This is a genomic window from Leptolyngbya sp. AS-A5 (assembly GCF_039962495.1).
Classification (GTDB): Bacteria; Cyanobacteriota; Cyanobacteriia; order Leptolyngbyales; family Leptolyngbyaceae; genus Leptolyngbya.
Map to the genome: position 1 here is coordinate 59965 of NZ_JAMPLL010000014.1, position 21677 is coordinate 81641.

At 48.2% G+C, this 21677-nt stretch carries 26 protein-coding genes; 10 read left to right on the plus strand and 16 right to left on the minus strand.

What is annotated here, in order from left to right:
- Positions 1 to 88: 88 nt before the first annotated feature.
- Entirely contained in the window at positions 89 to 673 is a 585-nt protein-coding gene (locus tag NC980_RS16420) for a Uma2 family endonuclease (protein ID WP_190377496.1), read from the plus strand.
- 51 nt (positions 674 to 724) lie between these two features.
- Here the strand turns inward: NC980_RS16420 and NC980_RS16425 are convergent, their stop codons facing one another.
- From NC980_RS16425 to NC980_RS16445, 5 genes are all read right to left on the minus strand, one after another.
- On the minus strand, positions 725 to 1987 hold the full coding sequence (locus NC980_RS16425; RefSeq protein WP_190377497.1) for a SufS family cysteine desulfurase: 1263 nt from the start codon (positions 1985 to 1987) through the stop codon (positions 725 to 727).
- Between the two features lie 3 nt (positions 1988 to 1990).
- A complete protein-coding gene (sufD, locus tag NC980_RS16430) occupies positions 1991 to 3316 on the minus strand; it encodes a Fe-S cluster assembly protein SufD (RefSeq protein WP_190377498.1) in 1326 nt (441 codons plus the stop codon).
- Complete coding sequence (gene sufC / locus NC980_RS16435) at positions 3313 to 4095, minus strand: Fe-S cluster assembly ATPase SufC (RefSeq protein WP_190377499.1); 783 nt, start codon at positions 4093 to 4095, stop codon at positions 3313 to 3315. Before sufC ends, sufD begins: the two co-directional genes overlap by 4 nt.
- 137 nt (positions 4096 to 4232) lie before the next feature.
- On the minus strand, positions 4233 to 5669 hold the full coding sequence (gene sufB, locus NC980_RS16440; protein ID WP_190377500.1) for a Fe-S cluster assembly protein SufB: 1437 nt from the start codon (positions 5667 to 5669) through the stop codon (positions 4233 to 4235).
- Between the two features lie 53 nt (positions 5670 to 5722).
- A complete protein-coding gene (locus NC980_RS16445) occupies positions 5723 to 6064 on the minus strand; it encodes a ferredoxin thioredoxin reductase catalytic beta subunit (protein WP_190377501.1) in 342 nt (113 codons plus the stop codon).
- 281 nt (positions 6065 to 6345) lie between these two features.
- Here NC980_RS16445 and sufR point away from each other — a divergent pair, with 281 nt between their 5' ends.
- Positions 6346 to 6978 (plus strand): iron-sulfur cluster biosynthesis transcriptional regulator SufR, encoded by a 633-nt coding sequence (sufR, locus tag NC980_RS16450; protein ID WP_190377502.1) that lies wholly within the window; start codon positions 6346 to 6348, stop codon positions 6976 to 6978.
- A gap of 436 nt (positions 6979 to 7414) precedes the next feature.
- On the opposite strand, the gene NC980_RS16455 is transcribed toward sufR, so the two are convergent.
- Positions 7415 to 7591, minus strand: a complete 177-nt coding sequence (locus NC980_RS16455; protein WP_190377503.1) for a hypothetical protein — start codon at positions 7589 to 7591, stop codon at positions 7415 to 7417.
- Between NC980_RS16455 and NC980_RS16460 the strand changes: the two genes are divergently transcribed.
- Both NC980_RS16460 and NC980_RS16465 read left to right on the plus strand, forming a co-directional pair.
- Positions 7590 to 8288 carry a hypothetical protein gene (locus tag NC980_RS16460; protein WP_190377504.1) on the plus strand — a complete coding sequence of 233 codons (699 nt, stop codon included), beginning with the start codon at positions 7590 to 7592 and terminating at the stop codon, positions 8286 to 8288. The genes NC980_RS16455 and NC980_RS16460 overlap by 2 nt on opposite strands.
- Positions 8289 to 8303: 15 nt before the next feature.
- On the plus strand, positions 8304 to 8537 hold the full coding sequence (locus NC980_RS16465; RefSeq protein WP_190377505.1) for a hypothetical protein: 234 nt from the start codon (positions 8304 to 8306) through the stop codon (positions 8535 to 8537).
- On the opposite strand, the gene tnpA is transcribed toward NC980_RS16465, so the two are convergent.
- From tnpA to NC980_RS16490, 5 genes are all read right to left on the minus strand, one after another.
- Positions 8534 to 8950 (minus strand): IS200/IS605 family transposase, encoded by a 417-nt coding sequence (gene tnpA, locus NC980_RS16470; RefSeq protein ID WP_190377506.1) that lies wholly within the window; start codon positions 8948 to 8950, stop codon positions 8534 to 8536. The genes NC980_RS16465 and tnpA overlap by 4 nt on opposite strands.
- 384 nt (positions 8951 to 9334) lie before the next feature.
- A complete protein-coding gene (locus NC980_RS16475; RefSeq protein ID WP_190377507.1) occupies positions 9335 to 10036 on the minus strand; it encodes a gamma-glutamyl-gamma-aminobutyrate hydrolase family protein in 702 nt (233 codons plus the stop codon).
- Positions 10037 to 10114: 78 nt separating this feature from the next.
- On the minus strand, positions 10115 to 10897 hold the full coding sequence (locus tag NC980_RS16480; RefSeq protein ID WP_190377508.1) for an ABC transporter permease: 783 nt from the start codon (positions 10895 to 10897) through the stop codon (positions 10115 to 10117).
- The gene (locus NC980_RS16485) at positions 10894 to 11682 is read right to left on the minus strand and encodes an ABC-2 family transporter protein (protein WP_190377509.1); all 789 of its coding nucleotides are present in this window, start codon (positions 11680 to 11682) and stop codon (positions 10894 to 10896) included. Before NC980_RS16485 ends, NC980_RS16480 begins: the two co-directional genes overlap by 4 nt.
- Positions 11683 to 11727: 45 nt before the next feature.
- Complete coding sequence (locus NC980_RS16490) at positions 11728 to 12399, minus strand: GntR family transcriptional regulator (RefSeq protein ID WP_190377510.1); 672 nt, start codon at positions 12397 to 12399, stop codon at positions 11728 to 11730.
- A gap of 148 nt (positions 12400 to 12547) precedes the next feature.
- On the opposite strand from NC980_RS16490, the gene rnhA reads away from it, so the two are divergent.
- Positions 12548 to 13360: a ribonuclease HI gene (gene rnhA, locus NC980_RS16495; RefSeq protein ID WP_190377511.1), complete on the plus strand. Its 813-nt coding sequence runs from the start codon at positions 12548 to 12550 to the stop codon at positions 13358 to 13360.
- Between the two features lie 54 nt (positions 13361 to 13414).
- On the opposite strand, the gene NC980_RS16500 is transcribed toward rnhA, so the two are convergent.
- Both NC980_RS16500 and NC980_RS16505 read right to left on the minus strand, forming a co-directional pair.
- Complete coding sequence (locus NC980_RS16500; RefSeq protein ID WP_199298585.1) at positions 13415 to 13816, minus strand: ChaB family protein; 402 nt, start codon at positions 13814 to 13816, stop codon at positions 13415 to 13417.
- A gap of 118 nt (positions 13817 to 13934) precedes the next feature.
- A complete protein-coding gene (locus NC980_RS16505; protein ID WP_190377512.1) occupies positions 13935 to 14798 on the minus strand; it encodes a DUF6671 family protein in 864 nt (287 codons plus the stop codon).
- A gap of 252 nt (positions 14799 to 15050) precedes the next feature.
- Here NC980_RS16505 and NC980_RS16510 point away from each other — a divergent pair, with 252 nt between their 5' ends.
- Positions 15051 to 16064 carry a 30S ribosomal protein S1 gene (locus NC980_RS16510; protein ID WP_190377513.1) on the plus strand — a complete coding sequence of 338 codons (1014 nt, stop codon included), beginning with the start codon at positions 15051 to 15053 and terminating at the stop codon, positions 16062 to 16064.
- Positions 16065 to 16138: 74 nt separating this feature from the next.
- On the plus strand, positions 16139 to 16984 hold the full coding sequence (locus NC980_RS16515) for an HAD family hydrolase (protein ID WP_190377514.1): 846 nt from the start codon (positions 16139 to 16141) through the stop codon (positions 16982 to 16984).
- On the opposite strand, the gene NC980_RS16520 is transcribed toward NC980_RS16515, so the two are convergent.
- On the minus strand, positions 16970 to 17359 hold the full coding sequence (locus tag NC980_RS16520) for a response regulator (protein WP_190377515.1): 390 nt from the start codon (positions 17357 to 17359) through the stop codon (positions 16970 to 16972). The genes NC980_RS16515 and NC980_RS16520 overlap by 15 nt on opposite strands.
- Before the next feature lie 303 nt (positions 17360 to 17662).
- Between NC980_RS16520 and NC980_RS16525 the strand changes: the two genes are divergently transcribed.
- The 3 genes from NC980_RS16525 to NC980_RS16535 all read left to right on the plus strand — a co-directional run bounded on the left by NC980_RS16525 (position 17663) and on the right by NC980_RS16535 (position 20615).
- Positions 17663 to 19483 carry a M23 family metallopeptidase gene (locus NC980_RS16525; RefSeq protein ID WP_242027033.1) on the plus strand — a complete coding sequence of 607 codons (1821 nt, stop codon included), beginning with the start codon at positions 17663 to 17665 and terminating at the stop codon, positions 19481 to 19483.
- 369 nt (positions 19484 to 19852) lie between these two features.
- The gene (locus NC980_RS16530; RefSeq protein WP_190377516.1) at positions 19853 to 20059 is read left to right on the plus strand and encodes a chlorophyll a/b-binding protein; all 207 of its coding nucleotides are present in this window, start codon (positions 19853 to 19855) and stop codon (positions 20057 to 20059) included.
- Between the two features lie 238 nt (positions 20060 to 20297).
- On the plus strand, positions 20298 to 20615 hold the full coding sequence (locus tag NC980_RS16535; protein WP_190377517.1) for a hypothetical protein: 318 nt from the start codon (positions 20298 to 20300) through the stop codon (positions 20613 to 20615).
- Between the two features lie 52 nt (positions 20616 to 20667).
- Here the strand turns inward: NC980_RS16535 and NC980_RS16540 are convergent, their stop codons facing one another.
- Positions 20668 to 21279: a 7-carboxy-7-deazaguanine synthase QueE gene (locus NC980_RS16540; protein WP_190377518.1), complete on the minus strand. Its 612-nt coding sequence runs from the start codon at positions 21277 to 21279 to the stop codon at positions 20668 to 20670.
- Positions 21280 to 21281: 2 nt separating this feature from the next.
- A complete protein-coding gene (locus NC980_RS16545) occupies positions 21282 to 21671 on the minus strand; it encodes a 6-carboxytetrahydropterin synthase (protein ID WP_190377519.1) in 390 nt (129 codons plus the stop codon).
- Positions 21672 to 21677 lie beyond the last annotated feature (6 nt).

Here is a 21677-nt window from a genome sequence, read left to right on the forward strand (position 1 = left end):
TTGTATTGAAGAGATGAAAGCCAAGTATTCACTGTAGAATTCACGATCGAATCGCTTACGATTAACCTAGCCGCATTTAGCCATCGCCATGACCTTTGCAACGCCTGATGCTTCAATCAAGCTAACGCTCCGGCTGACCGATGAGCAGTTCTTCCAACTGTGTCAGGACAATCGGGATTTACAGTTTGAGCGCACCGCAGCAGGAGACATTATCATCATGCCACCCACAGGCAGCGAATCAGGACGACGGAATAGTGAGATTACGATTCAGTTGGGGGTCTGGAATAAACAAACTGGACTTGGAGAAGTCTTCGATTCGTCTAGTGGCTTTCATCTCCCTAATGGTGCGGACTATGCACCTGATACAGCTTGGGTCAGTCGAAAACGATGGGATGCACTGACACCAGAACAAAAAGAGCGGTTTGCACCGATTTGCCCAGATGTCGTGATTGAATTGCGGTCTAAAACAGATTCGTTACCGAAGCTTCAGGCGAAGATGCGCGAGTATGTCGAAAATGGGGCGCGGTTAGGATGGCTGCTCGATCGACAGAATCAGCGCGTTGAAGTTTACCGCCCTAGAAAAGCAACAGAAATATTGCAAGCCCCCGCAACGATCTCGGCTGACGATATTTTGCCTGGATTTACCCTCGATTTACAAAAAATCCTCTACTAAAAAACGCGATCGCTCCCCTTCAAGAATGATCGCGCTCTATTTCAGATCAACTTAGCCCAGAATGCCACTAAAAAAGTCGATCGTCTCTTTCAGCGCTTCAATGAATCGATCGATTTCCTCGCGAGTATTGTAGAAATACAAGCTAGCGCGAGCAGTTCCTGGAGCATTCAACAATCGGTGTAACGGCTGAGTGCAGTGATGCCCCGATCGAATCGCAATGCCTTCATGATCCAACAAAGTCGAAAGATCATGAGGATGCAATTCTCCGGCGGTAAATGAAGCTAAGGCTGCTCGTCCTCCACCTGCCGCGTCTGGTTTGGGTCCGTAGATCCGCAGATTTGGAACTTCTGCTAATCGCTGGAATAGATATGCCGTCAACTCCTCTTCGTAAGCCCGGATCTTATCCATACCAATACTTGTCAGATAATCAACTGCAGCACCCAACGCGATCGCTTCTGCAATTGCCGGAGTTCCCGCTTCAAATTTATGCGGCAAATCAGCATAAGTCGAATGATCTAAATACACATCAGCAATCATTTCACCGCCACCGAAAAACGGAGGCATCGATCGCAAAACATCCAGCTTGCCGTACAAGAACCCGATTCCGGTCGGAGCACACATTTTATGACCGGATGCGACGAGCCAATCACAATCGATCGCTTGCACATCTACAGGCATATTCGGCACTGCTTGACACGCATCGATCAGAACTTTTGCTCCTACCTTGTGAGCTTCAGCGCAAATCTCACGCACCGGATTAATGCAGCCAAGCGTATTGGAAACATACACGACTGAGACAAGCTTCGTTTTCTCAGATAACAATGACTTGTAATGCTCAAAGTCAAAGCCTTCTGATTCATTCAACTGAACGTGCTTGATTACAGCCCCTGTCCGTGCTGCGATCAACTGCCACGGCACCAGATTGCTATGATGCTCCATCACAGAAAGAACAATCTCGTCACCTGCTTGCAAATTATTCAAGCCCCAAGAATAGGCGACGATATTGATCGCTTCGCTGGCATTTCGGGTATACACAATCTCTTGTCGAGAGGCTGCATTGACAAACGCTGCAACTTTATCCCTCGCTGCTTCATAGGCATCGGTCGCTCTTGCACTCAAAGTATGTGCGCCCCGATGCACGTTCGCATTGTCATGCTCATAATAGTGGCGCAGGGCATCGAGAACCGCGATCGGCTTCTGAGAAGTCGCGGCATTGTCGAGATAGATCAACGGCTTATCGTGAATCCGCTCATTCAGAATCGGGAAGTCTGATCGCACTTGAGCAGCGAGGATTTTTTCTTGCAGGAAAGTCATGGCTTAGGTGTGTTGGGAACGAATGAATGCAGAGAGTCGATCGCGCAATGTCTGAACTGAAATCTGGTCAATGATTTCGATCGCAAAGGCATAAGTTAAGAGCTTACGTGCTGAGTCTTGATCAATCCCCCGACTCTGGAGGTAAAACACTTCGTCGTCCTCTAGCTGGCTGACCGTCGCACCATGAGCGCACTTAACGTTATCCGCAATAATCTCTAACTGTGGCTTGGTATCGACTCGCGCTTTTGGAGAGAGCAATAAGTTGCGGCTAAGCTGCCTCGCATCGGTTTGCTGTGCGGCTTGGGGAACGAAAACCTTACCATTAAAGATCGCATGGGCACGATCGCTCACAATGGTCTTATTTGCCTGATTACCCACACCATACGGCTTACTGAGCGACAACAAGCTGTGTGTATCTCCGATGCGATCGCCATCAATCACAGTCAAACCATTCAGCGTAGTCTCGGTCTGCTCTCCGGTCTGATAGACCTCTAGATTGTGGCGGGAAAGTCTGCCGCCAAGATGAACAGCAGTACAGGAGTAGCGAGAATCTCTAGCTTGCGAAACAGCAGTCTTACCAATGTGAAAGGCAGCATTGCTGTCCCTCTGAACTCTAGTATGACGAACTTCTGCGTTTTCTGCGATCGCAATCTCCGTAACGGTATTGGTGAAATATGCGCCCTCAGTCAAGCTGACAAAATCTTCGATTAGCGTGACTCGACTTCCAGTTTCCGCAATCACACACACACGCGGTTGAATCAAAGTTTCCGCTTGTGTTGAGACAAACAACAGATGAATCGGAGTGTTGACATCTTGGTTTCTTGGCGCAAAGACGATCGCGCTATCTGTCAAGCTTGCGGTGTTCAAAGCGGTGAAGACTTCATCTTCTCCGGGAAGTTTAGCAATGTAGTCTTTCACAGTTGGCATTAATTCCAGGACTGTTTCAAGATTGCTAACAACAACGCCATCGGGTAGATCGTCGATCGCAGACAAATCCGCCGCAAATACGCCATCAACAAAGACTAATCGCGAATTCGCTGTTTCTGGTAGCAGAAAAGCTTCAATCTGCGGAAAGCTTAAACTCGCAGGTTCAGCAATTTTCAGCGACAGCGATAACAAATCAGAAACGTCTGTAAAACGCCATTCTTCGTCGCGAGTTGAGGGAATGGCTTGATCGTGAACCGATGCCGCAGCGCGATCGCGAATGTCTTGAAATTTGGAATGGGGAGAGCGTAAATTCAGTAATTGGTTGAAGTAAGCGGCGCGATCAACCGTTGCGATCGTGCCTGAATTTCCAATTTCAGAAACGGCTGAAACTTCTACCATCATGCACCTACCGTTTCACCTTCAACAACCCAGTCATACCCTTTCGCTTCAAGCTCTAGCGCCAGTTCCTTACCGCCACTCAACAAAATGCGACCAGCCGCCATAACGTGAACAAAATCAGGCGTAATGTAATTCAATAAGCGCTGATAGTGCGTGATGACAAGCGTTGCATTTTCTGATGTCGTAATTGCGTTCACACCATTTGCAACGACTTTCAACGCATCGATATCTAAACCAGAATCAATCTCATCTAAAATGCCTAATTTTGGCTCTAACAATGCCATTTGCAGAATTTCATTCCGCTTCTTCTCGCCACCCGAAAAGCCTTCGTTCACGCTACGAGAAAGAAAGCCTGCATCCATCTTGAGCAACTCTAATTTGGAATGCACCACATCATCAAAATCAAACGCATCCAGCTCTTCTAAGCCTTCCTGCTTGCGTTTCGCGTTATATGACACGCGCAAGAAATCTACATTCGTCACGCCCGGAATTTCTAACGGATATTGGAATGCCAAAAACACGCCCGAAGTTGCCCGTTCATGCGGTTCGAGTTCGAGTAGATCCTGCCCATGAAACAAAATCTCTCCGCCTGTCACGGTGTAAGCGGGATGCCCTGCCAGAATCTTAGAAAAGGTACTTTTTCCCGATCCATTCGGGCCCATAATCGCGTGAATCTCACCTGCTTTAATTTCGAGATTCATGCCCTTCAAAATCGGTGTGCCATCAATCTCAGCAGTTAGATCCTTAACTGACAGAATTACTTCACCATTTTCAACAATCATGCGCTCCCTCCTAACTGCTGTGTCCTATTTCAATACTGTCTCGGCGCGATCAAGACTTTTAGATTTCATAGTTAAAAGGATTGGAAATCAGCACATCCAATCCTATGAGTGAACTGCCATGTCGATCGCGCTAGTAATCAACCCACACTACCTTCGAGCTTCAGGCTGAGAAGCTTATCCGCTTCGACTGCAAACTCCATCGGCAACTGATTAAACACATCCTGACAGAAACCGCTAATCATCATCGAGATTGCATCTTCTGGAGAAATGCCGCGTTGAGCAAAATAGAACAACTGGTCTTCCCCGATCTTCGAGGTCGAAGCTTCATGCTCCACCTTGCCTTGATTGTTCTGCACCTGAATGTACGGGAAAGTATTCGCTTGGGCACGATCGCCAATCAGCATTGAGTCGCACTGCGAATAGTTCCGCGCACCCTTCGCTTGGGGGGAAATCTTCACCAAGCCGCGATAGCTATTTCTCGACTGACCCGCCGAAATCCCTTTCGAGATAATTGTGCTGCGGGTATTCTTACCGACGTGAATCATCTTGGTTCCGGTGTCTGCCATCTGGTGATTGTTCGTCAGCGCCACCGAGTAGAACTCCCCGACGGAATTATCCCCAACCAAGACACAGCTCGGATACTTCCAAGTGATGGCAGATCCAGTCTCTACCTGCGTCCAAGAAATCTTAGAATTCACACCTTTGCATATTCCGCGCTTGGTGACGAAATTAAAGATCCCGCCCTTGCCTTCTGCGTCTCCTGCGTACCAGTTCTGCACGGTCGAATATTTAATATCGGCATTATCCAGCGCCACCAACTCAACGACCGCAGCATGAAGCTGATTCGAGTCGTACATCGGTGCGGTACAGCCTTCGAGATAGCTCACCTGTGCGCCTTCTTCTGCCACGATCAAAGTGCGCTCGAACTGCCCTGAGTCGCCATTATTGATGCGGAAGTAGGTCGAGAGTTCCATCGGGCACTTCACGCCTTTGGGAATAAACACAAACGAACCATCACTAAACACTGCAGAATTCAAAGCGGCAAAATAGTTATCGGCAGACGGAACCACGCTACCGAGATACTTCTGAATCAGATCCGGATGCTCATGCACTGCTTCGGAAAAGGAACAGAAGATCACGCCCTCTTTCGCCAGCTTCTCCTTGAATGTCGTCGCGATCGACACGCTATCAAAAATTGCATCCACGGCAACATTGCTCAAACGCTTCTGCTCAGACAAAGAAATCCCCAGCTTCTCGAAGGTTTCGAGCAGTTCAGGATCGACTTCATCGAGGCTCTTTTTCTTCTCGCTGACCTTGGGAGCCGAATAGTAAATGATGTTTTGATAATCGATCGGCGCGTAGCCAAACTTCGCCCAATTTGGCTCAGTCATCTTCAACCACTGCCGATACGCCTTCAACCGGAAATCGAGCATCCATTCCGGTTCTTCTTTCTTGGCAGAAATCAAACGAATGACATCTTCACTGAGTCCACGGGGAATTGTGTCGGACTCAATATTCGTGACAAAACCATACTTGTATGGCTGGTTAACGAGTGTTTGAAAGGCTGCTGTCATGGCTGATGTAGTGTTCTCTAAACTAGAGGGGTGAAGGGAGCGATCGAGCGTTCTTAACCAAGATTGGTATGCTTGCGAATCTCGTCGAAGGTGATATCTTGTCTTTCACCTGCGAAGTCGTTATCGGGGGTGAGGAACAGCATACAGTGACATTCCTTGCGCTCACGCATCGGCACACAGGGGCAATTCCAGTAAGCAGCAGCGACCTCGGCTTCTTTGTCTTCGTAGTGCCGGCAAGGGCAGAGCGGCGATCCCAAATCTTCCTTGTGCTTCGCCAAGCCTTCGATTACGACGGCGGTGACACCGGGATCAACACAAAAGTAGGTGCCTGTCCGCTTCGCATATTGCTCGGAGAAGTGGCGCATGGCTTCGAGTTGCTTATCTGAGGCTTGCATAAGTCGTGTCCGTAGGAATGAACTGAAAAGCTGTACATCCAATGGATCTTATTACTAAAGCAACACCGATGTTGCGATAGGATCGAGAAAACCTGGACTTGCTCTCAGCAGGCTATGATTTAAACAACTTCATTGTTGCTTATTTCTATTGTAGATTACTTTAGCAACATGAGGGTTGTCAAAGTGAATCTCTATATCAGTTTCTCTATTTTTGACAGACGAGAGAACGCTAGAAATTCGAGTAAGCTAACGTTACGAATCGTTGACGTGAGACCCCAACCATGACCACGACTCAGCAGCCTTCGACGAAACAGGATATTCTGCATCACCTTCTGAGGCAGGGTGGATCGACCGTGCAAGAACTGGCGGAACGGTTGCAGGTGAGTCCGCAAGCGATTCGACGACACCTGAAGGATTTAGAGACTGAAGGCTTGATCGTTCACAAGGCGATTCAAGTGGGTATGGGCCGCCCGAATTATTTGTATGAACTAAGTCGCGAAGGTCGATCGCAGTTTCCCGATCGCTACGATGATTTTGCCGTGTCGCTGCTTGGAACTTTAGCGGAAACGGTCAGCAAGGATCAGATGAAGTCGATCTTGCAGAAACAATGGCAGCGAAAAGCGATCGAATATCGGGAGCGCATCGGAACGGGTTCAGTGGCGGAACGGGTGGAGAATTTAGTCAAGCTCCGGGTTTCAGAAGGATACATGGCAGAATGTCACCGGATCGAGCCGAATCAGTTCGTGCTGACGGAATATCATTGCGCGATCGCGCAAATCGCAGAGTCGTTTCCCAGTGTGTGTGGACACGAGTTGGAAATGTTCGCGATCGCGCTGCCGGATTGCAAAGTGGAGCGGACTCACTGGCAGGTTAACGGTGAGCATCGCTGCGGGTATTTGATTCAGCCAAATTGAACTTTATGGTTTGGATTGGTTTGAAGAGAAAGGTTTGGAGGATGGCTGAAAGGTGCTCGTTTGTTGCATAGATCGCCCTGAAATCAATTTCGGGCTAATCGACGCAAGTCCTTTGAAAAGGACTAAGAACTTGAAACTGTCTCTTAATCTACTTCAGTAGACTTTCGCCGATTAGCCCGAAATTCTATTTCAGGGCGGGAGAGCAACGAGAGCGAAGAAGCTTTTTATACTCTTAAAACATCCTCTTAGAAATCTTGTTTTTTGCGTTACCCAACCCGCATTTCTAGCCAATCTACAGAAGCCGCGCTTTTTTCAGCGTGGCGCTCCGTATTATTTTCTTCTCACCATTTTGTGCTCAATAATTTACGCAGATTCTCGGAGGGAGCGCGTCAGGATCTCGCTTAAATGGCGATAGCCGCAAGTCAAAACTGACTCGTCAATGCACAATCGCGCCTTGAACGAGCCGGACGAGAACGGTGCTGAAATTTTGTACACCGTACAGGCTGTAAAGCGCTTTCGATTCGATCTGTAGCAATGAAATCTTGATGATGAGCCAATAACAAACACTTTTGAGAGGCACGATCGGGCTGGTGACGATAGGTGCTGTGAGCATGGGGGGGAGCGCTGCTCAGGCGCTAACGCTTGTGCAGTATGACTTCGGGACTCCTCCGGGGGTTTCGACGATGACGCTGGCACCGACGACGACAGCGGCGAACATTAGTGCAAGCAACTTGAGTGGAGGAAGTGGAGGAAACCTTCAAACAGGTGTCGCTACGAACCCTGCCACAATAAACTTTGGGAATTACTCTGCATTCTTCCCCGTTTCTACAACTTCTGCTGCGGCAGTTGCGAATAACTCGTACTTTGAATTCACAGTCACTCTAACGGGCGGCTCGCAGTGGAATCTCAACTTCTTGAGTTTCGATGCTTCTAGAGTGGGTAGTGGTAGTTCCTATGCTTCATTCGCCTTGCGCTCTAGTCTGAATAACTTTGGCTCTGACATTGGCGGGGTTCAAACAACCACCAACAGCTTCCCAACCTTTTCGCCCATGACCTTTAGCCTGACTGCTCCTGCCTATCAGAACCTTGCTGCACCGATTACATTCCGTGTTTATGTTTTCGGTGAGCTTAGGCTTGACCCTAGGATTGCCAGCCCTGCTAGAGCTCTGTTTGACAACGTGACCCTTAACGGCACGCCTGCAACTCCAATCCCGTTTGCGTTTACGCCCTTGCCAGGTCTTGCCCTCACCTGGGTCACTGGAGCGGCTCGGCGGATTCGATCGCACCCGCAAGCACTCAAGAAGGGTTAGATCTGCAATTCGGGTATGGGAGAAAGCGATCGACGATCGAGCAATTCGGCGATCACAATTTTTGAGCAATTTGGTGATCGGGCTTTAAATGCGATTGGGTTAAAGCAACAATTAGATCGATTGACAGGTGCGATCGATCTAATTGAAAAATTTTCTGGCTGCGTTCATTCCCGCCCTGAAATGGAATTTCGGGCTAATCGGCGAAAGTCCATTAGCAATGGACTAAGAGTGCGAGAAGTGAGCGCTTAGGAATTGGGGAAGGGAGGTTCAAAGCGTTGAATTACCATGTGGTCGGCGTGGTGCTGCTTTTGGTTCTGAACGTAGGCGATCGCGGTTTTCAATAGCTTTTCGCTGATTGAGAATACCCCATACTCTTTTTGCCATTCAAACACCATTTCTTCAGACGCAACATAATGATTTAGATAGTGAGAACTTGCACCTTTAATTTGTTTAACATAAGCTGAAATCGCTAATTTTGGCGGGATTGCCACGATTAAATGAATGTGATTGTCCGTTCCTCCTATTGCGTAGAGATGGCAGCCGGTCGAGGTTGTTTTATCGTCAATGTATTTGTATAAAGCTTGCTCTTTGGGCGGAGTAATCAAAGGTTGTCGTTGCTCGGTTGCCCAAACGAGGTGATAAAACAGTCTCCAAAGTGGCATGAGTAATGATTCTGATTCACGTCTCCCCTCAAAATGCCCTACTCCTCCTTGCTTCCAACCCCAATTCAACTTCCAAATTCACCCTGAAGCAACAAAGCCAATTGTCACTTTCTCTTAGTTCACTTCGAGTGAACTTTCGTCGATTAACCCGAAATTCCATTTCAGGGCGGGACGCTGCAACAAACGAAACCTTCTCAATCACTCTTTTACAACCGCAACTATTTGCAACCTTGCTCAAATCATCGATCGTAATTGCAGTTTGAAATTATCCTGAAAACTGTCTCTTAAGTGCCTGAACGATTACAAATAAGATCGCCGACATCAAGATTTTGATTTTTGAGAGCAAGACTGCGATCGCGCTTCCAGATGCTATTTGATTCAAGCTCAAACTTGACAGGCTGAAACGAACGCCTGAAAGAATCGCTGATGGGCGGGATTATCCATTGACAATTCTGGATGCCATTGCAGCGCGATCGCCCAAGGGTGAGATAAATGCTCGATCGCTTCGATCACGCCATCACTCGCTCTTGCTGCCAGTTGCCAATCTGAACTAAATTCAGCGATCGCTTGATGATGCCAAGACACAATATTTAACCGGGATTCTGAGAGCAATTGAAACAAGCGGCTTTCTGGCAGAATTTCGACATCGTGAGGAATCGGGCGGCGTGGCTGATCTAATCGATGATCGATCGCGTCTCCAAACACCTCAGGAACGTGCTGAATTAGATTTCCGCCTGTTGCAACGGTTAGCACTTGCATTCCTCGACAAATTCCCAAAACTGGAATTTGTCGCATCAGCGCTAATTTCGCCAATGTGATCTCGAAGGTATCGCGATCGTCATCAATTCCATAAATCGTCGGGTGATCTTCTCCGTTGTAGTGAATCGGATGAATATCGCCACCACCAGACAAAATTAATCCGTCCAACACATCGAGCAAGGAGTCAGGATCTGATTGTGTAGGCGGTAGTAGGATGGCATTTCCACCGACCGATCGAACGGCATCAACATAAGTTCCAGGAAGGACAACTTCACCTGCTGTATTTCTGCTGTGGCAGGTAATTCCGATAAGCGGAGTGCGAGTCATGGGTTAAGGGTACGAGCATCGATGGCACTAGCTTAACGAGATTCAAGTCGTTCGATCGAGTACATTCGCTACCTTTTGCTAACTTGATGCACTGGTGTAGAAGCGGAGCGCAAATCGCCAGAAAAAGCGCGACACAAATAAAAGCACGATCGCTAAAATCCCCGCCCCGATGATCCAGCCAAACTCGGTGCGTCCTAACATTGCTTCGGCTGGAATCGTGGTAAGAAATGCAACCGGAACAATAAACGTGAAAAAGAATTGATAAGCGATCGGATAAGCTGCCATCGGATATCGTCCTGCTTCGATCAATCCGCGCAATACTTCAGTCACATTGTAGATCTTCACAAACCAAATGCTAGTTGCACCTAACATGAACCATAAGCTATACAAAATTGCTAATCCAAATACCAATGGAATTAGACTAATTAAGTAAGCGCTGGGTTGAATGCCAAGTTTACCACCTGCATAGAAAATGACGATCGCACCAAAAAGAATATCCGGCAATCCCCAAGGCGAAATCGTGTGCCCCGATAACCAAAACTGAGAACTAATTGGTTTAAGCAACACAAAATCGAGTGTCCCTTCTTGCACATGGCGGACAATTCGATTCAGATTGGGCGCGAGAAACGTACCAGAAAAGCCCTCTAATAGCGTGAAAATTCCCACCACGATCAAGGCTTCTTCCCATTGCCAGCCTGCAAATGTATAGCCTGTCTGATAAAACAAGAACAATCCGAACAAGCTTCCAACCAGCCCGCCGAGACTGGTAAATGCAGAGATGACGAAGTTAATTCGGTACTCCAATTCAGCCGCGATCGCAGTCTGCCAAAACAATTTCAAAACCTGAAAATACCGTTTCATGCCCCCATCCCCGAATATTGCTTCAAACCTTGCCGCCATAGCCAACGATTCAGCACAAAGAATCCTGCACTCCAACCGATCATGACGAGAAATCCTTGCGTCAAATTCGTCGGCAGTCCTACGAGAATACTGGCAGGAAAGTTAACGAGATAAGGGAATGGCGTAAATAATGCGATCGTTCTCACCACAGGCGGAAACACCTCCAGTGGTGCAATCACACCAGAGAGAAATAGATAAAACAGAAACCAAAATTCTTGTAGCGAACTTGCTCGCTCTGTCCAAAACGCTAGTAATGCTAACGTATATTGAATCAAAAAATTCAACGTGAATGCTAATGCGATCGACAACGCGAATAAAATCGCTGCTGGAAAGCTTGGAACCCAGATCGCAGCCGGATACAGGAAGAAAAACAGAACAATCAGTAAAAGTGCGAAGGGAATTCGGGCGAATCGTTCTGCTACATGAGAAAAGACATGATGCCACACCGGATCGATCGGCTGCAATAACCGCAGCGATAATTTACCTTCAACGACTTCGCGCTCAAACTCCCAAATTACCCAAACTACAGTTAATTGCCGTACCAAGAAAACTGCTAAAAAGTACCGCGCAAAATCAGTCGGAGATAACCCAAAATTACTCTGACCCGCCGCTTGCGTCCAAACTCCCATCAAAATAATCGGCAGCGATCCCGAAAGCACCCACAAGAGTAGTTCTGCTCGATATTCCACCATGTAGGCGTAATACACCAGCAGAAAAGTTTTAATCACCCGAAAAAGCCGCTTCATGTCCTTTAAACTTCTTGACTGATACTCATGCTAGTCGGAAAAGTTTTAAGTTTCCTGCTTCAATCGTTCGATTTCGTGAATCACACGATCACGGCTTGCTAACAGATGCGACACGGTCGTATTCACTGCCTGACCGGTGTTACGGGATGAGATCGCGTTGTAAATCTCTCGATGTTCCTGCCGAATCTCTAACACTTGAGGATTGTGCTGTAGTGTTTGAATCCGCAAGAGTGCCATTTGATCAAACACTTGATCAAGTAGCGAAGTCAGCCATTGATTTCCGGAACTGCGGGCGATCGAGCGATGAAATTGATAATCCAAATTCAGCAACTCCGCATTCGTCGAATGCGATCGCTGTGCTTGTTCTGCGGCAACCACTAACTCGTGCAGCGCTGCAATGTCTTTATCACTTGCATTTTTGCAAGCTCCAGCAACCGCAAGCTGCTCCAAGGCAATGCGGCAAGTGTAAAGCTGCTCGGCATCTTGCATCGATAAAGTGGCAACTCTGAGCGTTCCGGCGCTGTCGATCGTGATTAAATTCTCTTGCTGAAGTTGGCGAATCGCTTCTCGAATCGGGGTACGACTAACTTGGAGCTGCTTCGCAAGCTGAGTCTCGACCAATCGCGTTCCAGAAGGGATCTCACCGGATAGAATTGCCGATCGCAGTGCTTGATACGCTTGCACCTGCAAAGATTGCCGACGAGCAAGGGGAGCCATCTGCTCAGATTCGCCGGAGCGTGAGGATCGATCTAATCGTTCATTGCCTGACTGCAAGCTACCTTTCCCTTAACTCGACTGAAACACTTTACTCTGAAATATACATTGAGCGCGAATACGGTAGTCTAGATCAGCTTTGGAATTGACCATGACTTCTCGCACAATTCAGAAAATCTACACCGATGGCGCTTGTTCCGGAAATCCAGGGCCAGGCGGTTGGGGCACAGTCGTTTACTTCACCGATGGAGCCGTGCAGGAACTTGGGGGATACGAGCCGGAAACCACTAACAATCGTATGGAGATGCAAGCCGCGATCGCGGCACTTGACTTTTACCGCGCTTCGGGACAGTCCCAAGTTGTCGCCCTCTACACTGACAGCGAATATGTGAAAAACGGGATTACTAAATGGTTGTCCGGCTGGAAGAAAAAAGGTTGGAAAACCTCGACCGGAAAACCTGTGTTAAATCAGGATCTTTGGGAACAACTCGACGAACTCGACTCCCCTAAAGTGGAGTGGCGCTATGTGCGCGGACATTCGGGAGATCCGGGTAACGAGCGCTGTGATGTCATTGCTCGATCGTTTTCCCTGGGCAAACAGCCCCCCCTTAAAACCCCTGATACCCCACTTCCAACTTCCCCACTCCCCACTTCCCCACTCCCCACTTCCCCAGCGTTAGAAGCTTCTATGACTGATGCCTCACAGCCCATTGATTCACCGGACAACCTTCCCCGCGAAGTCCGAGTCGAGCAGCTTCGCAACTTGGTCGATACGCTGCACATGGCAGATGAAATCGCCAGTAAAGGCTATCTGATTAGTAGCTCAGAGCTTGCAGACTTGATGGACATCAATGCGAATGCCGTGACCAGCCGTGGGGATCACTGGGTTTGGCGCAATTGGGTGGTTTCAAGAGTGCGACGAGAAGGAAATCAGATTCTCTGGCAGCTAGAGCGGGTGGATTAGAAACGCAAAAACTCCGACTTAGACAGCCGGAGTTTGATTGAGGCGCAATCGACTCTAGCTTGCGCTACCACCGACCCCAGAACCGAGGGTGCGATCGCCAGGCTCGCTCTTACGGTGCCAGCTTCCATCTTCGCTACGATTGAAGCCTTGTTTAACGCTGCTCCAAGCCACCTGCATTGCAGCTTCACGGCTTAGCCCATCATGCTGAGAGTTCTTAAACGCGGTCATAAAGACTTGATCTGCACCATCCAAGAGCTGATCAGTCACTTCAGCAGGTAAGCTTTCATTTTCTTCGTCAACGTCGTCACGCTGAGCCGCAATTTTATCGGGCGTAGATTTCGGCGTTGCTAAGTTGGCTTGCTCTTCAGGGGTGTCAACGCTATTAACGGCTTCTAGCTGCATATCTTCGGCACTAATCTGGGGATTAGATTGAGTCCGTTCGCTTCCAGTTGGCATAATGTATAACTCCTAGTTGTTAAATCTGGAATCATCCTAGGGGGATCAATTTCTATTCACATCTTTCAAAAGAAAGTTTGTCTCAGAATTGATCTCTATCTGTCTACGGAGATCGTTGTTACGGATTGCAGTAGGAGCAGTACATTGGTTCGGCAGTTCGTTTTTCATCTGGATAAAGCTTATCTTGCTCAAATCCACATTTCTGGCATTGATAAGTCTTGGCTAAAACTAAATCGGTCGGACTGCCGCACCAATCACAAGGTAAGCCCCGCTTCACTGTCGATGCTGTAAATCCGGGCGTTGAGCAATTTGGACAGCATTGTTTGAGCTTTTCAAGGAGATCACGGGTCGCTTGCCCGATCGCTTTCATGCGCGTGGGATTATGCATTGCTCGCATATCTGTCTCAATGTGGATGCCTCCCGTTTGCGATCGTGCCAACGCAATCGATACTGCTTCTCGTAATTGATCAAACTCTGCAATACTTTTAACAATATCTGCTCGATCAATTAAATCCTTGCGAACCATAACAACTAATTTATGGTCTGGAAAACCTGCCTTCATCGCAAATTCATACGCTTCTTCAAAACTAGAAATGCTACGGTGATTGAAATTTGTTTCGGTTGAGATCGCCTCTCCAATCACTTCTAAACCGTTTAACTGATCAATCAACACAATCACTTCACGATTGCAAGGCAGCATCGGAAACGCAGAATAAGGGGCAAAACTGCCCTCAGAGGCGATCGCTAAATCCATGCCCGTCTGTTCGAGTGCAGACAGCGCTTTTCTTCTTGCAGCCTCTAATTGATCCCCCGATCGTGTAATTTCTCGCGTAAATGTGCCAAACTGATCAGTATTGAAATTCTTTGGAACATGAATTTTTAAGCCAAGTTCGGGTTCTAGAATAGGCGCGATCGCAACCTCTTTACGGTGCATCGTTGCGAGGACTGCAACTCGATTTTGGAACAGATGAGAAGAAGACATGGGCGAAGAAATCCTAGGCGATGTCGATCGTATCTTGATTATTTTCGCTTAATAAAATCATCAAAGAACTTGAGAAACAGAAGATCCGGTTCACCACGAATTGGGTTATGATGATGCTTCTGAATACTTAATGCGTCTAAATAGATCGCGGCTGAAAAAATCATCAGCGATCGAAGGTGTCGGCTGCACATCTTGTGTGCGTTGCATCGATAGGAGGCAAATTTTAACGGAGACAACTGGGAAACGTTTAGCATGGTCAATCAGAACACAGTAGCGATGGATGTTGGTTTCACTCACGAGGATTTCGCGGCTTTACTGGATAAATACGACTATCACTTCAGTCCGGGAGATGTCGTCGCGGGAACCGTGTTTAGCTTAGAGCCAAGAGGCGCTTTGATTGACATCGGTGCGAAAACAGCGGCATATATTCCGATCCAGGAAATGTCGATCAATCGCATTGATGCCCCGGAAGAAGTGTTGCAGTCGAACGAAACACGCGAATTTTTCATCCTCGCTGATGAGAATGAAGATGGTCAGTTGACCCTCTCTATTCGACGCATTGAGTATATGCGGGCTTGGGAACGAGTGCGCCAACTTCAAGCCGAAGATGCCACGGTACGATCGCTCGTATTTGCGACCAACCGGGGCGGTGCGCTGGTACGGATTGAGGGCTTACGTGGATTTATTCCCGGTTCTCACATTAGCACTCGGAAGCCGAAGGAAGAATTAGTCGGTGAAGAGTTGCCGCTGAAGTTTTTGGAAGTGGACGAAGAGCGCAACCGTTTGGTTCTGAGCCATCGTCGTGCGCTGGTTGAACGCAAGATGAACCGCTTGGAAGTCGGCGAAGTCGTAATCGGTACGGTACGGGGCATCAAGCCTTACGGTGCGTTTATCGATATCGGCGGAGTCAGCGGTCTATTGCACATTTCCGAAATCTCCCACGATCACATCGATACGCCGCATAGCGTGTTCAATGTGAATGACGAAGTGAAAGTCATGATCATCGATCTTGATGCAGAGCGGGGACGGATTTCGCTTTCAACCAAGCAGCTTGAACCGGAACCCGGCGACATGGTGAAGAACCCGCAAGTGGTTTACGACAAAGCTGAGGAAATGGCAGCGAAGTACCGCGAGAACATGAAGCAGCAGCAAGGCGGTGCAGCCCCTGCGATCGAGATTCCGGTTGCAATTGATGCTCCAGCCGCAACCGAGGAAGAGATTGAGGTTGAGATCGAGGCAATTCCTGAAGCGATCGAAGCTGAATAATTCAATTACACAATTAGCTTAAAGGAGAGGGAGTAATCCCTCTTTTTTTATTGAGATATGGCTTTTATTGAGATATGGCAAGCATTTTTTGTAACGGCGTTCGCTTTGATGCGATTAGAGCTGTGATTTTTGATAAAGACGGCACACTTGCGGATTCCCGCCAATATTTGTGGCATTTGGGAGAAAAACGGGCAGATGCGATCGTTCAGGCGCTAAAAACTGCGTCATTTGGAAAATTCTGGCTCCGGCCTGGACGGAATGTGCCCCCTAAATCCCCCAAAATGGGGGATTTAGGGGGCGACCCGACTTCACAAACGCAGCAAATCAATTCCATCGACCTCGCCCTAAAAACTGCAATTCTCGAAACGTTCGGATGCAATCAACCCTCGATCGATCCGGCTGGACGATTAGCTGTCGGAACACGCGAGGAAAATGAAATCGCGATTGCATCTCTAATTGCAGAAACAGGATACAACCTGAATCAAGCACGATCGCTTGTTCATGCTGCCTTTCTCGCTGCCGATCAACAACTCCCCCGCAAAGCCCCACTAACCCCTCTCTTTGTAGGTGTAATCGAGCTAGTGAAATCACTGAGTCCTCTGAAACTTGGAATTCTCTCAAGTGACACGGAGGCGAATATTCAAGACTTTGTAGAAACCTATCAATTGTCGCCCTACTTCAGCGCGATCGTCGGTGCTCAGACGGGAATCAGTAAACCTAATCCAAAACTACTGGCACTTGCTTGTGAGGCGTTAAACATTGAGCCAGAAACAGCTTTAGTAATTGGAGATACGAGTGCAGACACAAAACTCACTCCTCGTTCGATCGGAGTGACTTGGGGCGGAAGCACGATCGCACAGCTTGACAATGTGGCTGCGATCGCTGATCAACCCGCTGACATTCAGTTATGCCGTATTTGAGTGAAAGTTTGTGTAGATTGAGACTTTGTTGAGGAGTTCGTCAAAATCGATCGGCTTGCGGATCAAGTCGTTCGCGCCGATTTCGCGGTAAGGTCTCTGAAAATATTCATCGTGGGCAGTTAACAGCACGATCGGCAACGATGCAAACCGCTCATTTTGTCGAACTTGGCGAGTCACATCGTACCCATTCAGGCCTGGCATCATAATGTCGAGTAGAACCAGATCAGGATTAATTTGCTCGATTTTGTCTAGGGCAGCCCTCCCGCTTAGTGCAGTTTCAACAGTGTAGGCCTCCGCCTCTAGGATCGTCTGTAGCAGAATTAGGTTGTCTGCTACATCATCCACAATTAGAACTCGGTGGTTAGTTGACAGCATGATCAAGGGCGTTTCTCACAAACGGATACAGGCAATATCAGTCGCTTAGCTCACCAGGATACTGCTTTCTGGAATACTATCTGCTCTAGCCGTGGATAGATTTTCGCAAGTGAATGGAGTAGAAGACTACTTTTGGGGTAGAAGAACAGCTTTATAGTTTCAGTCAAATTACTAGGTCTTTTGGGCAATTTTATGAAGATTCGATGAAGAAAGCCCTGAGATTAACCGAGCTTGTTCGTTTTTTCCTGAATCTTACGGAGGAATGTGTACTAGCTGGATGTCCCTCCATCGGCTGAATTCTTCATGATAGAACTCATCCCTACGCTGCTGGCTCAACAACCTTTAAAGCAGACAGCTATCTCGGCACAACCGATCGAGCCTAGTTCCCTGATTCAATCTCAATCTGCAACCCCGGCTGTAACTCCAGATTCACCGATCGCAATTCCGGAATCTGTTTTCGTTCCAGTCGTAGCCACTCCCAATCCATCTCCGACTGCCACGTCTGCTTCTCAAGCGGCTCCTGTAACCTCAAAGGTTGCATTACCAAAAGTCCCTCAAGCCCGCACCTCCCGCACAACTGCACAATCCATCCCATCCTCCAACCTGCAACCTCTGAATTCACAGACTGCTTCTAAGAATGAGCCTGTTGCACCAAAAGTTAGTTCAACGGCTCCGGTAAAACCGACGGAAAAGCCTGCTCCAAGCATCCCTTCACCTTCTATTACCGTTGAAACTCCTGCTCCGACTGAACAAGCCAAGCCTAGAACATCCAGCAGCATCGAGATCCCCGTTCCAAAGTCAGCAAACCAAGTTAAGCCCGAAGCTTCTCAGTCTAGAGTATCCAGCAGCATCGAGATTCCCGTTCCAAAGTCAGCAAATCAAGTTGCGCCCGAAGCTTCTCAATCTAGAGCATCCAGCAGCATCGAGATCCCCGTTCCAAAGCCAGCAAACCAAGTTGCGCCAGAAGCTTCTCAATCTAGAGCATCCAGCAGCATCGAGATCCCCGTTCCAAGGTCAGTAAACCAAGTTGCGCCAGAAGCCTCTCGATCGGGGACACTCGATCTCATCGAAGTTCCTACTCCAAAACCTGCTGCTCAGACCGCTCCTCAGTCTCCCACCCAAGCGCAGAAACAACTTTTAGAACAGCGCCTTGCAGATATCGTCTCTAAAGATCGATCGGTTAAACAAGCGGCTCAGCGTGACACTTTAGTTGCTCGCGCTTACAGCTATGCAACTCAGCGACGATTTGAACAAGCCAGAAAACTGCTGCAAGACCCAGCCATTCCAGCCGAGGTACGGGAACAAATTTCAAGCAATATCAATTCCCTAGAATCCGCTAGTCGTGCGATCGGAGTTACGCCGATTAAAGTACCCGCAGTTAAACAGAATAACGCAGCGGTGATGAGAAGATCCTCTACGGTGTCTCAGAGAATCCCGATCCGGGTTCCGCGCCCTCAGCAAGCGATTAGCATCCAAGTTCCAAGAGCGATCGACTCCCTGCTCATTCAGCAAAGACCTCCTGCAACGGATTTCACGTCTCCGATCGCCTCAGATGCTGCTAGCGAATACTCTGGTCAGGTGGTTAACCCAAAGAACCTGCAAGCATTCAATCGCAACTTACCTCGGTTAAATTCGACGAGTCAGATTGTTTACCCCTTACCTGAACCTGTTCCCGTCACTTCTCGATTTGGCTGGCGGCGGCATCCTGTGACCGGAGTTCGACGCTTTCATGCAGGCGTGGATTTGGGTGCAGGGCAAGGAACTCCTGTGATTGCATCGCGGGGCGGAAAAGTGAAAATCGCCGATCGTATGGGGGGCTACGGACTTGCGATCGTGCTACAGCAGCCCAATGGATCGCAAGATACTCTTTACGCTCACCTGTCCCAAATTTTCGTGCGTCCGGGGGAAACGATTCAGCCGGGAGCGATTATCGGGCGGGTTGGCAGTACAGGGCTCTCGACAGGCCCACATTTGCATTATGAAGCGCGGCGCAAGACTAATTCTGGATGGGTTGCCGTTGATCCAGGGGGGCAGCTTGAGGCGGCACGCGCTCGATTAGTGCAGGCTCGGCGCATTGAAGTACAGTCCTCAGCGAATCGGGGGAGCCATAACAGTCCTATTTGATTTGTAAAACCTGGTTGATTGGATGAGATTAGGAAGATAGGGAGAAGTGCCCCTATCTCCCCAATCTCATCAATGATTTAGGACTGCTATAGTTGGGCGCGATGGGATTTGCGCTTCGATTCTGACGGATGTGTGCTTTCTGATGTGTGCTTCCTAAAGTCCCTATGAGCTAGGAACTTTAAGAGTCGATCGCATCTGACATCTGTGAAAAGACAGCGATCGTAGTCGATCAAGTCTATCAACAGCAAGAGCATTAGATTAACACCATAGAGATATGGAAAGTTGGGCTGTGCTTTCTAAGATGAAATCACGTTGCAAAACAACGTTACAAAACAAGATTTACAAAACACCTCTCTTGGAGCTACAACCATGCAATCTCGAAACAGCACCGATTTACCTCCTGTTGCAACTGAATATAACGGCAAAGACCGTAACGCTTTTCTCTTTGGCTGGAATCCTCAAGCAGAACTCTGGAATGGTCGTCTTGCAATGATTGGCTTCTTGGCCTATTTGGTTTGGGACTTGGCTGGATTCAGCGTTGTGCGCGACATCCTGCATTTGGTTAGCTATCGCTAAGTTAAAAAAAACGTAAGGCAAGACGGTTTAAAAGCTCCTGATACCGATCGGTATCAGGAGCTTTTAATTGTCATCAGTCTTGAGGTAGAAGATAAAACTTAAAAGCACAGAGCGACACAAACTGATGATGCAGACATACGTACAAGAATTAACAGAACTTGTTACCTTTTGGCGATAAAAAAGAGACTCAGCATTTACAATATTAGTGAATTATTCGCTTAACAGTCTGAGAACGCAAATGGTGAATAGAAAATCCAATGCGGCAGTCAAAGTAAAAACAATGATGCTCGATCAAGCTGCGTCCTTGTTAGATGACCTGCCTGAAAAGCCCGAAGCAACGGTTTCACTCCGACAAGCGATCGAACTTCTACAGGACGATTTGCGGAGTTCGCTCGATAAAGGCTACGACTACGAAGAGTTGGCGGATGTGCTCGCAGAGCGCGGAATCGAAATTAGCCCTTCGACGCTGAAGCGATATTTGGCGCTGAGCCAAAAGGAGTCGGGTCGCCCCCGGCGGCGACGCACCCGACGGGCGAAAGCCGAAAGTGAAGAGTGAGAAGCGCTAGACCACAGAGAATTCAAAGAGTCTAAACTGTGGTCTGTCGAGCTTATTGAACGCCCAATAGTTTGTGAGTCTGTAAACTAATTCGCCACTCCGGATGCTGTCTGATGTACTCGAAAATCAAATCCAAGCTTTCTTTGCGGCTCCATTCGGGCTGTAAATATCGTAGAACCCGATCGCTGACGTTCTGCGATTGCTGTTCTGCCCAGTCGAAATCCGCAGCTTCAGAAATCACGATTTTGAGTTCATCGGCATGAGCATAAACGCTTTCATGCGGGGGTTTAGATTGTTTTGGGGAAAGTGTGACCCAATCAAATTCGCCGCTAAATGGATGTGCGCCCGATGTTTCTAAATGTAGCCGTAACCCGGTTTGATGCAGCGTTTTTGTGAGTTGAGTTAGATCGTGCATTAACGGTTCGCCTCCGGTAATGACGACGATCGCAGGATTCGCTACGATCGCGCTCTGGGCTAGTTCCTCGATCGACTGTTGCGGGTGGCGTTTGGCGCTCCAGGATTCTTTGGTATCGCAGAACCAGCAGCCAACATCACACAGCGCTAACCGGATAAAAAAGGCGCTCGTTCCTGTCCAAGCGCCCTCACCCTGAACCGAATGGAAGGTTTCAACGATCGGGAGCGTTTGCTTAAGTTGCATCACCATGACTATTCATCCTCGTACTCTGCCCAAGAATTCGGAGTTTCAGAAACCGCAACTTTGAGCTTGATGTCAGTCGGAAGCTCTTTTTTCGTTTTGTCGTAGATGTACTTTGCGATCATTTCTGCGGTGGTGTCGTATCCTTCTGGCAGCACTTCATTCAGAACACAGTGATCGAGTCCCCCTTTGAAGACATCTTTTTTTGCCCAGCGCAATGTTCTAAAGTCTGCAACCATTACCGGATGCGGACAAAATTCTGAGGCGTGGAGTTGAGCCGCGATCGCGCTAATTCTCACGGTGTAGGTGTGACCGTGCATTCGTCCACAAGGACCGTCGTAATCGCGAATCCAGTGAGCCGCATTAAACGTAAATTCAGTGGATAAAGTCCATTTCGGCATAGGGTT

Excerpts from the sequence above, each read along its gene's own strand:
- NC980_RS16420 (WP_190377496.1), top strand. The coding sequence starts at position 89 with ATGACCTTTGCAACGCCTGATGCTTCAATCAAGCTAACGCTCCGGCTG.
- NC980_RS16425 (WP_190377497.1), bottom strand. The coding sequence starts at position 1,987 with ATGACTTTCCTGCAAGAAAAAATCCTCGCTGCTCAAGTGCGATCAGAC.
- sufD (WP_190377498.1), bottom strand. The coding sequence starts at position 3,316 with ATGATGGTAGAAGTTTCAGCCGTTTCTGAAATTGGAAATTCAGGCACG.
- sufC (WP_190377499.1), bottom strand. The coding sequence starts at position 4,095 with ATGATTGTTGAAAATGGTGAAGTAATTCTGTCAGTTAAGGATCTAACT.
- sufB (WP_190377500.1), bottom strand. The coding sequence starts at position 5,669 with ATGACAGCAGCCTTTCAAACACTCGTTAACCAGCCATACAAGTATGGT.
- NC980_RS16445 (WP_190377501.1), bottom strand. The coding sequence starts at position 6,064 with ATGCAAGCCTCAGATAAGCAACTCGAAGCCATGCGCCACTTCTCCGAG.
- sufR (WP_190377502.1), top strand. The coding sequence starts at position 6,346 with ATGACCACGACTCAGCAGCCTTCGACGAAACAGGATATTCTGCATCAC.
- NC980_RS16460 (WP_190377504.1), top strand. The coding sequence starts at position 7,590 with ATGGGGGGGAGCGCTGCTCAGGCGCTAACGCTTGTGCAGTATGACTTC.
- NC980_RS16455 (WP_190377503.1), bottom strand. The coding sequence starts at position 7,591 with ATGCTCACAGCACCTATCGTCACCAGCCCGATCGTGCCTCTCAAAAGT.
- NC980_RS16465 (WP_190377505.1), top strand. The coding sequence starts at position 8,304 with ATGGGAGAAAGCGATCGACGATCGAGCAATTCGGCGATCACAATTTTT.
- tnpA (WP_190377506.1), bottom strand. The coding sequence starts at position 8,950 with ATGCCACTTTGGAGACTGTTTTATCACCTCGTTTGGGCAACCGAGCAA.
- NC980_RS16475 (WP_190377507.1), bottom strand. The coding sequence starts at position 10,036 with ATGACTCGCACTCCGCTTATCGGAATTACCTGCCACAGCAGAAATACA.
- NC980_RS16480 (WP_190377508.1), bottom strand. The coding sequence starts at position 10,897 with ATGAAACGGTATTTTCAGGTTTTGAAATTGTTTTGGCAGACTGCGATC.
- NC980_RS16485 (WP_190377509.1), bottom strand. The coding sequence starts at position 11,682 with ATGAAGCGGCTTTTTCGGGTGATTAAAACTTTTCTGCTGGTGTATTAC.
- NC980_RS16490 (WP_190377510.1), bottom strand. The coding sequence starts at position 12,399 with ATGGCTCCCCTTGCTCGTCGGCAATCTTTGCAGGTGCAAGCGTATCAA.
- rnhA (WP_190377511.1), top strand. The coding sequence starts at position 12,548 with ATGACTTCTCGCACAATTCAGAAAATCTACACCGATGGCGCTTGTTCC.
- NC980_RS16500 (WP_199298585.1), bottom strand. The coding sequence starts at position 13,816 with ATGCCAACTGGAAGCGAACGGACTCAATCTAATCCCCAGATTAGTGCC.
- NC980_RS16505 (WP_190377512.1), bottom strand. The coding sequence starts at position 14,798 with ATGTCTTCTTCTCATCTGTTCCAAAATCGAGTTGCAGTCCTCGCAACG.
- NC980_RS16510 (WP_190377513.1), top strand. The coding sequence starts at position 15,051 with ATGGTCAATCAGAACACAGTAGCGATGGATGTTGGTTTCACTCACGAG.
- NC980_RS16515 (WP_190377514.1), top strand. The coding sequence starts at position 16,139 with ATGGCAAGCATTTTTTGTAACGGCGTTCGCTTTGATGCGATTAGAGCT.
- NC980_RS16520 (WP_190377515.1), bottom strand. The coding sequence starts at position 17,359 with ATGCTGTCAACTAACCACCGAGTTCTAATTGTGGATGATGTAGCAGAC.
- NC980_RS16525 (WP_242027033.1), top strand. The coding sequence starts at position 17,663 with ATGATAGAACTCATCCCTACGCTGCTGGCTCAACAACCTTTAAAGCAG.
- NC980_RS16530 (WP_190377516.1), top strand. The coding sequence starts at position 19,853 with ATGCAATCTCGAAACAGCACCGATTTACCTCCTGTTGCAACTGAATAT.
- NC980_RS16535 (WP_190377517.1), top strand. The coding sequence starts at position 20,298 with ATGGTGAATAGAAAATCCAATGCGGCAGTCAAAGTAAAAACAATGATG.
- NC980_RS16540 (WP_190377518.1), bottom strand. The coding sequence starts at position 21,279 with ATGGTGATGCAACTTAAGCAAACGCTCCCGATCGTTGAAACCTTCCAT.
- NC980_RS16545 (WP_190377519.1), bottom strand. The coding sequence starts at position 21,671 with ATGCCGAAATGGACTTTATCCACTGAATTTACGTTTAATGCGGCTCAC.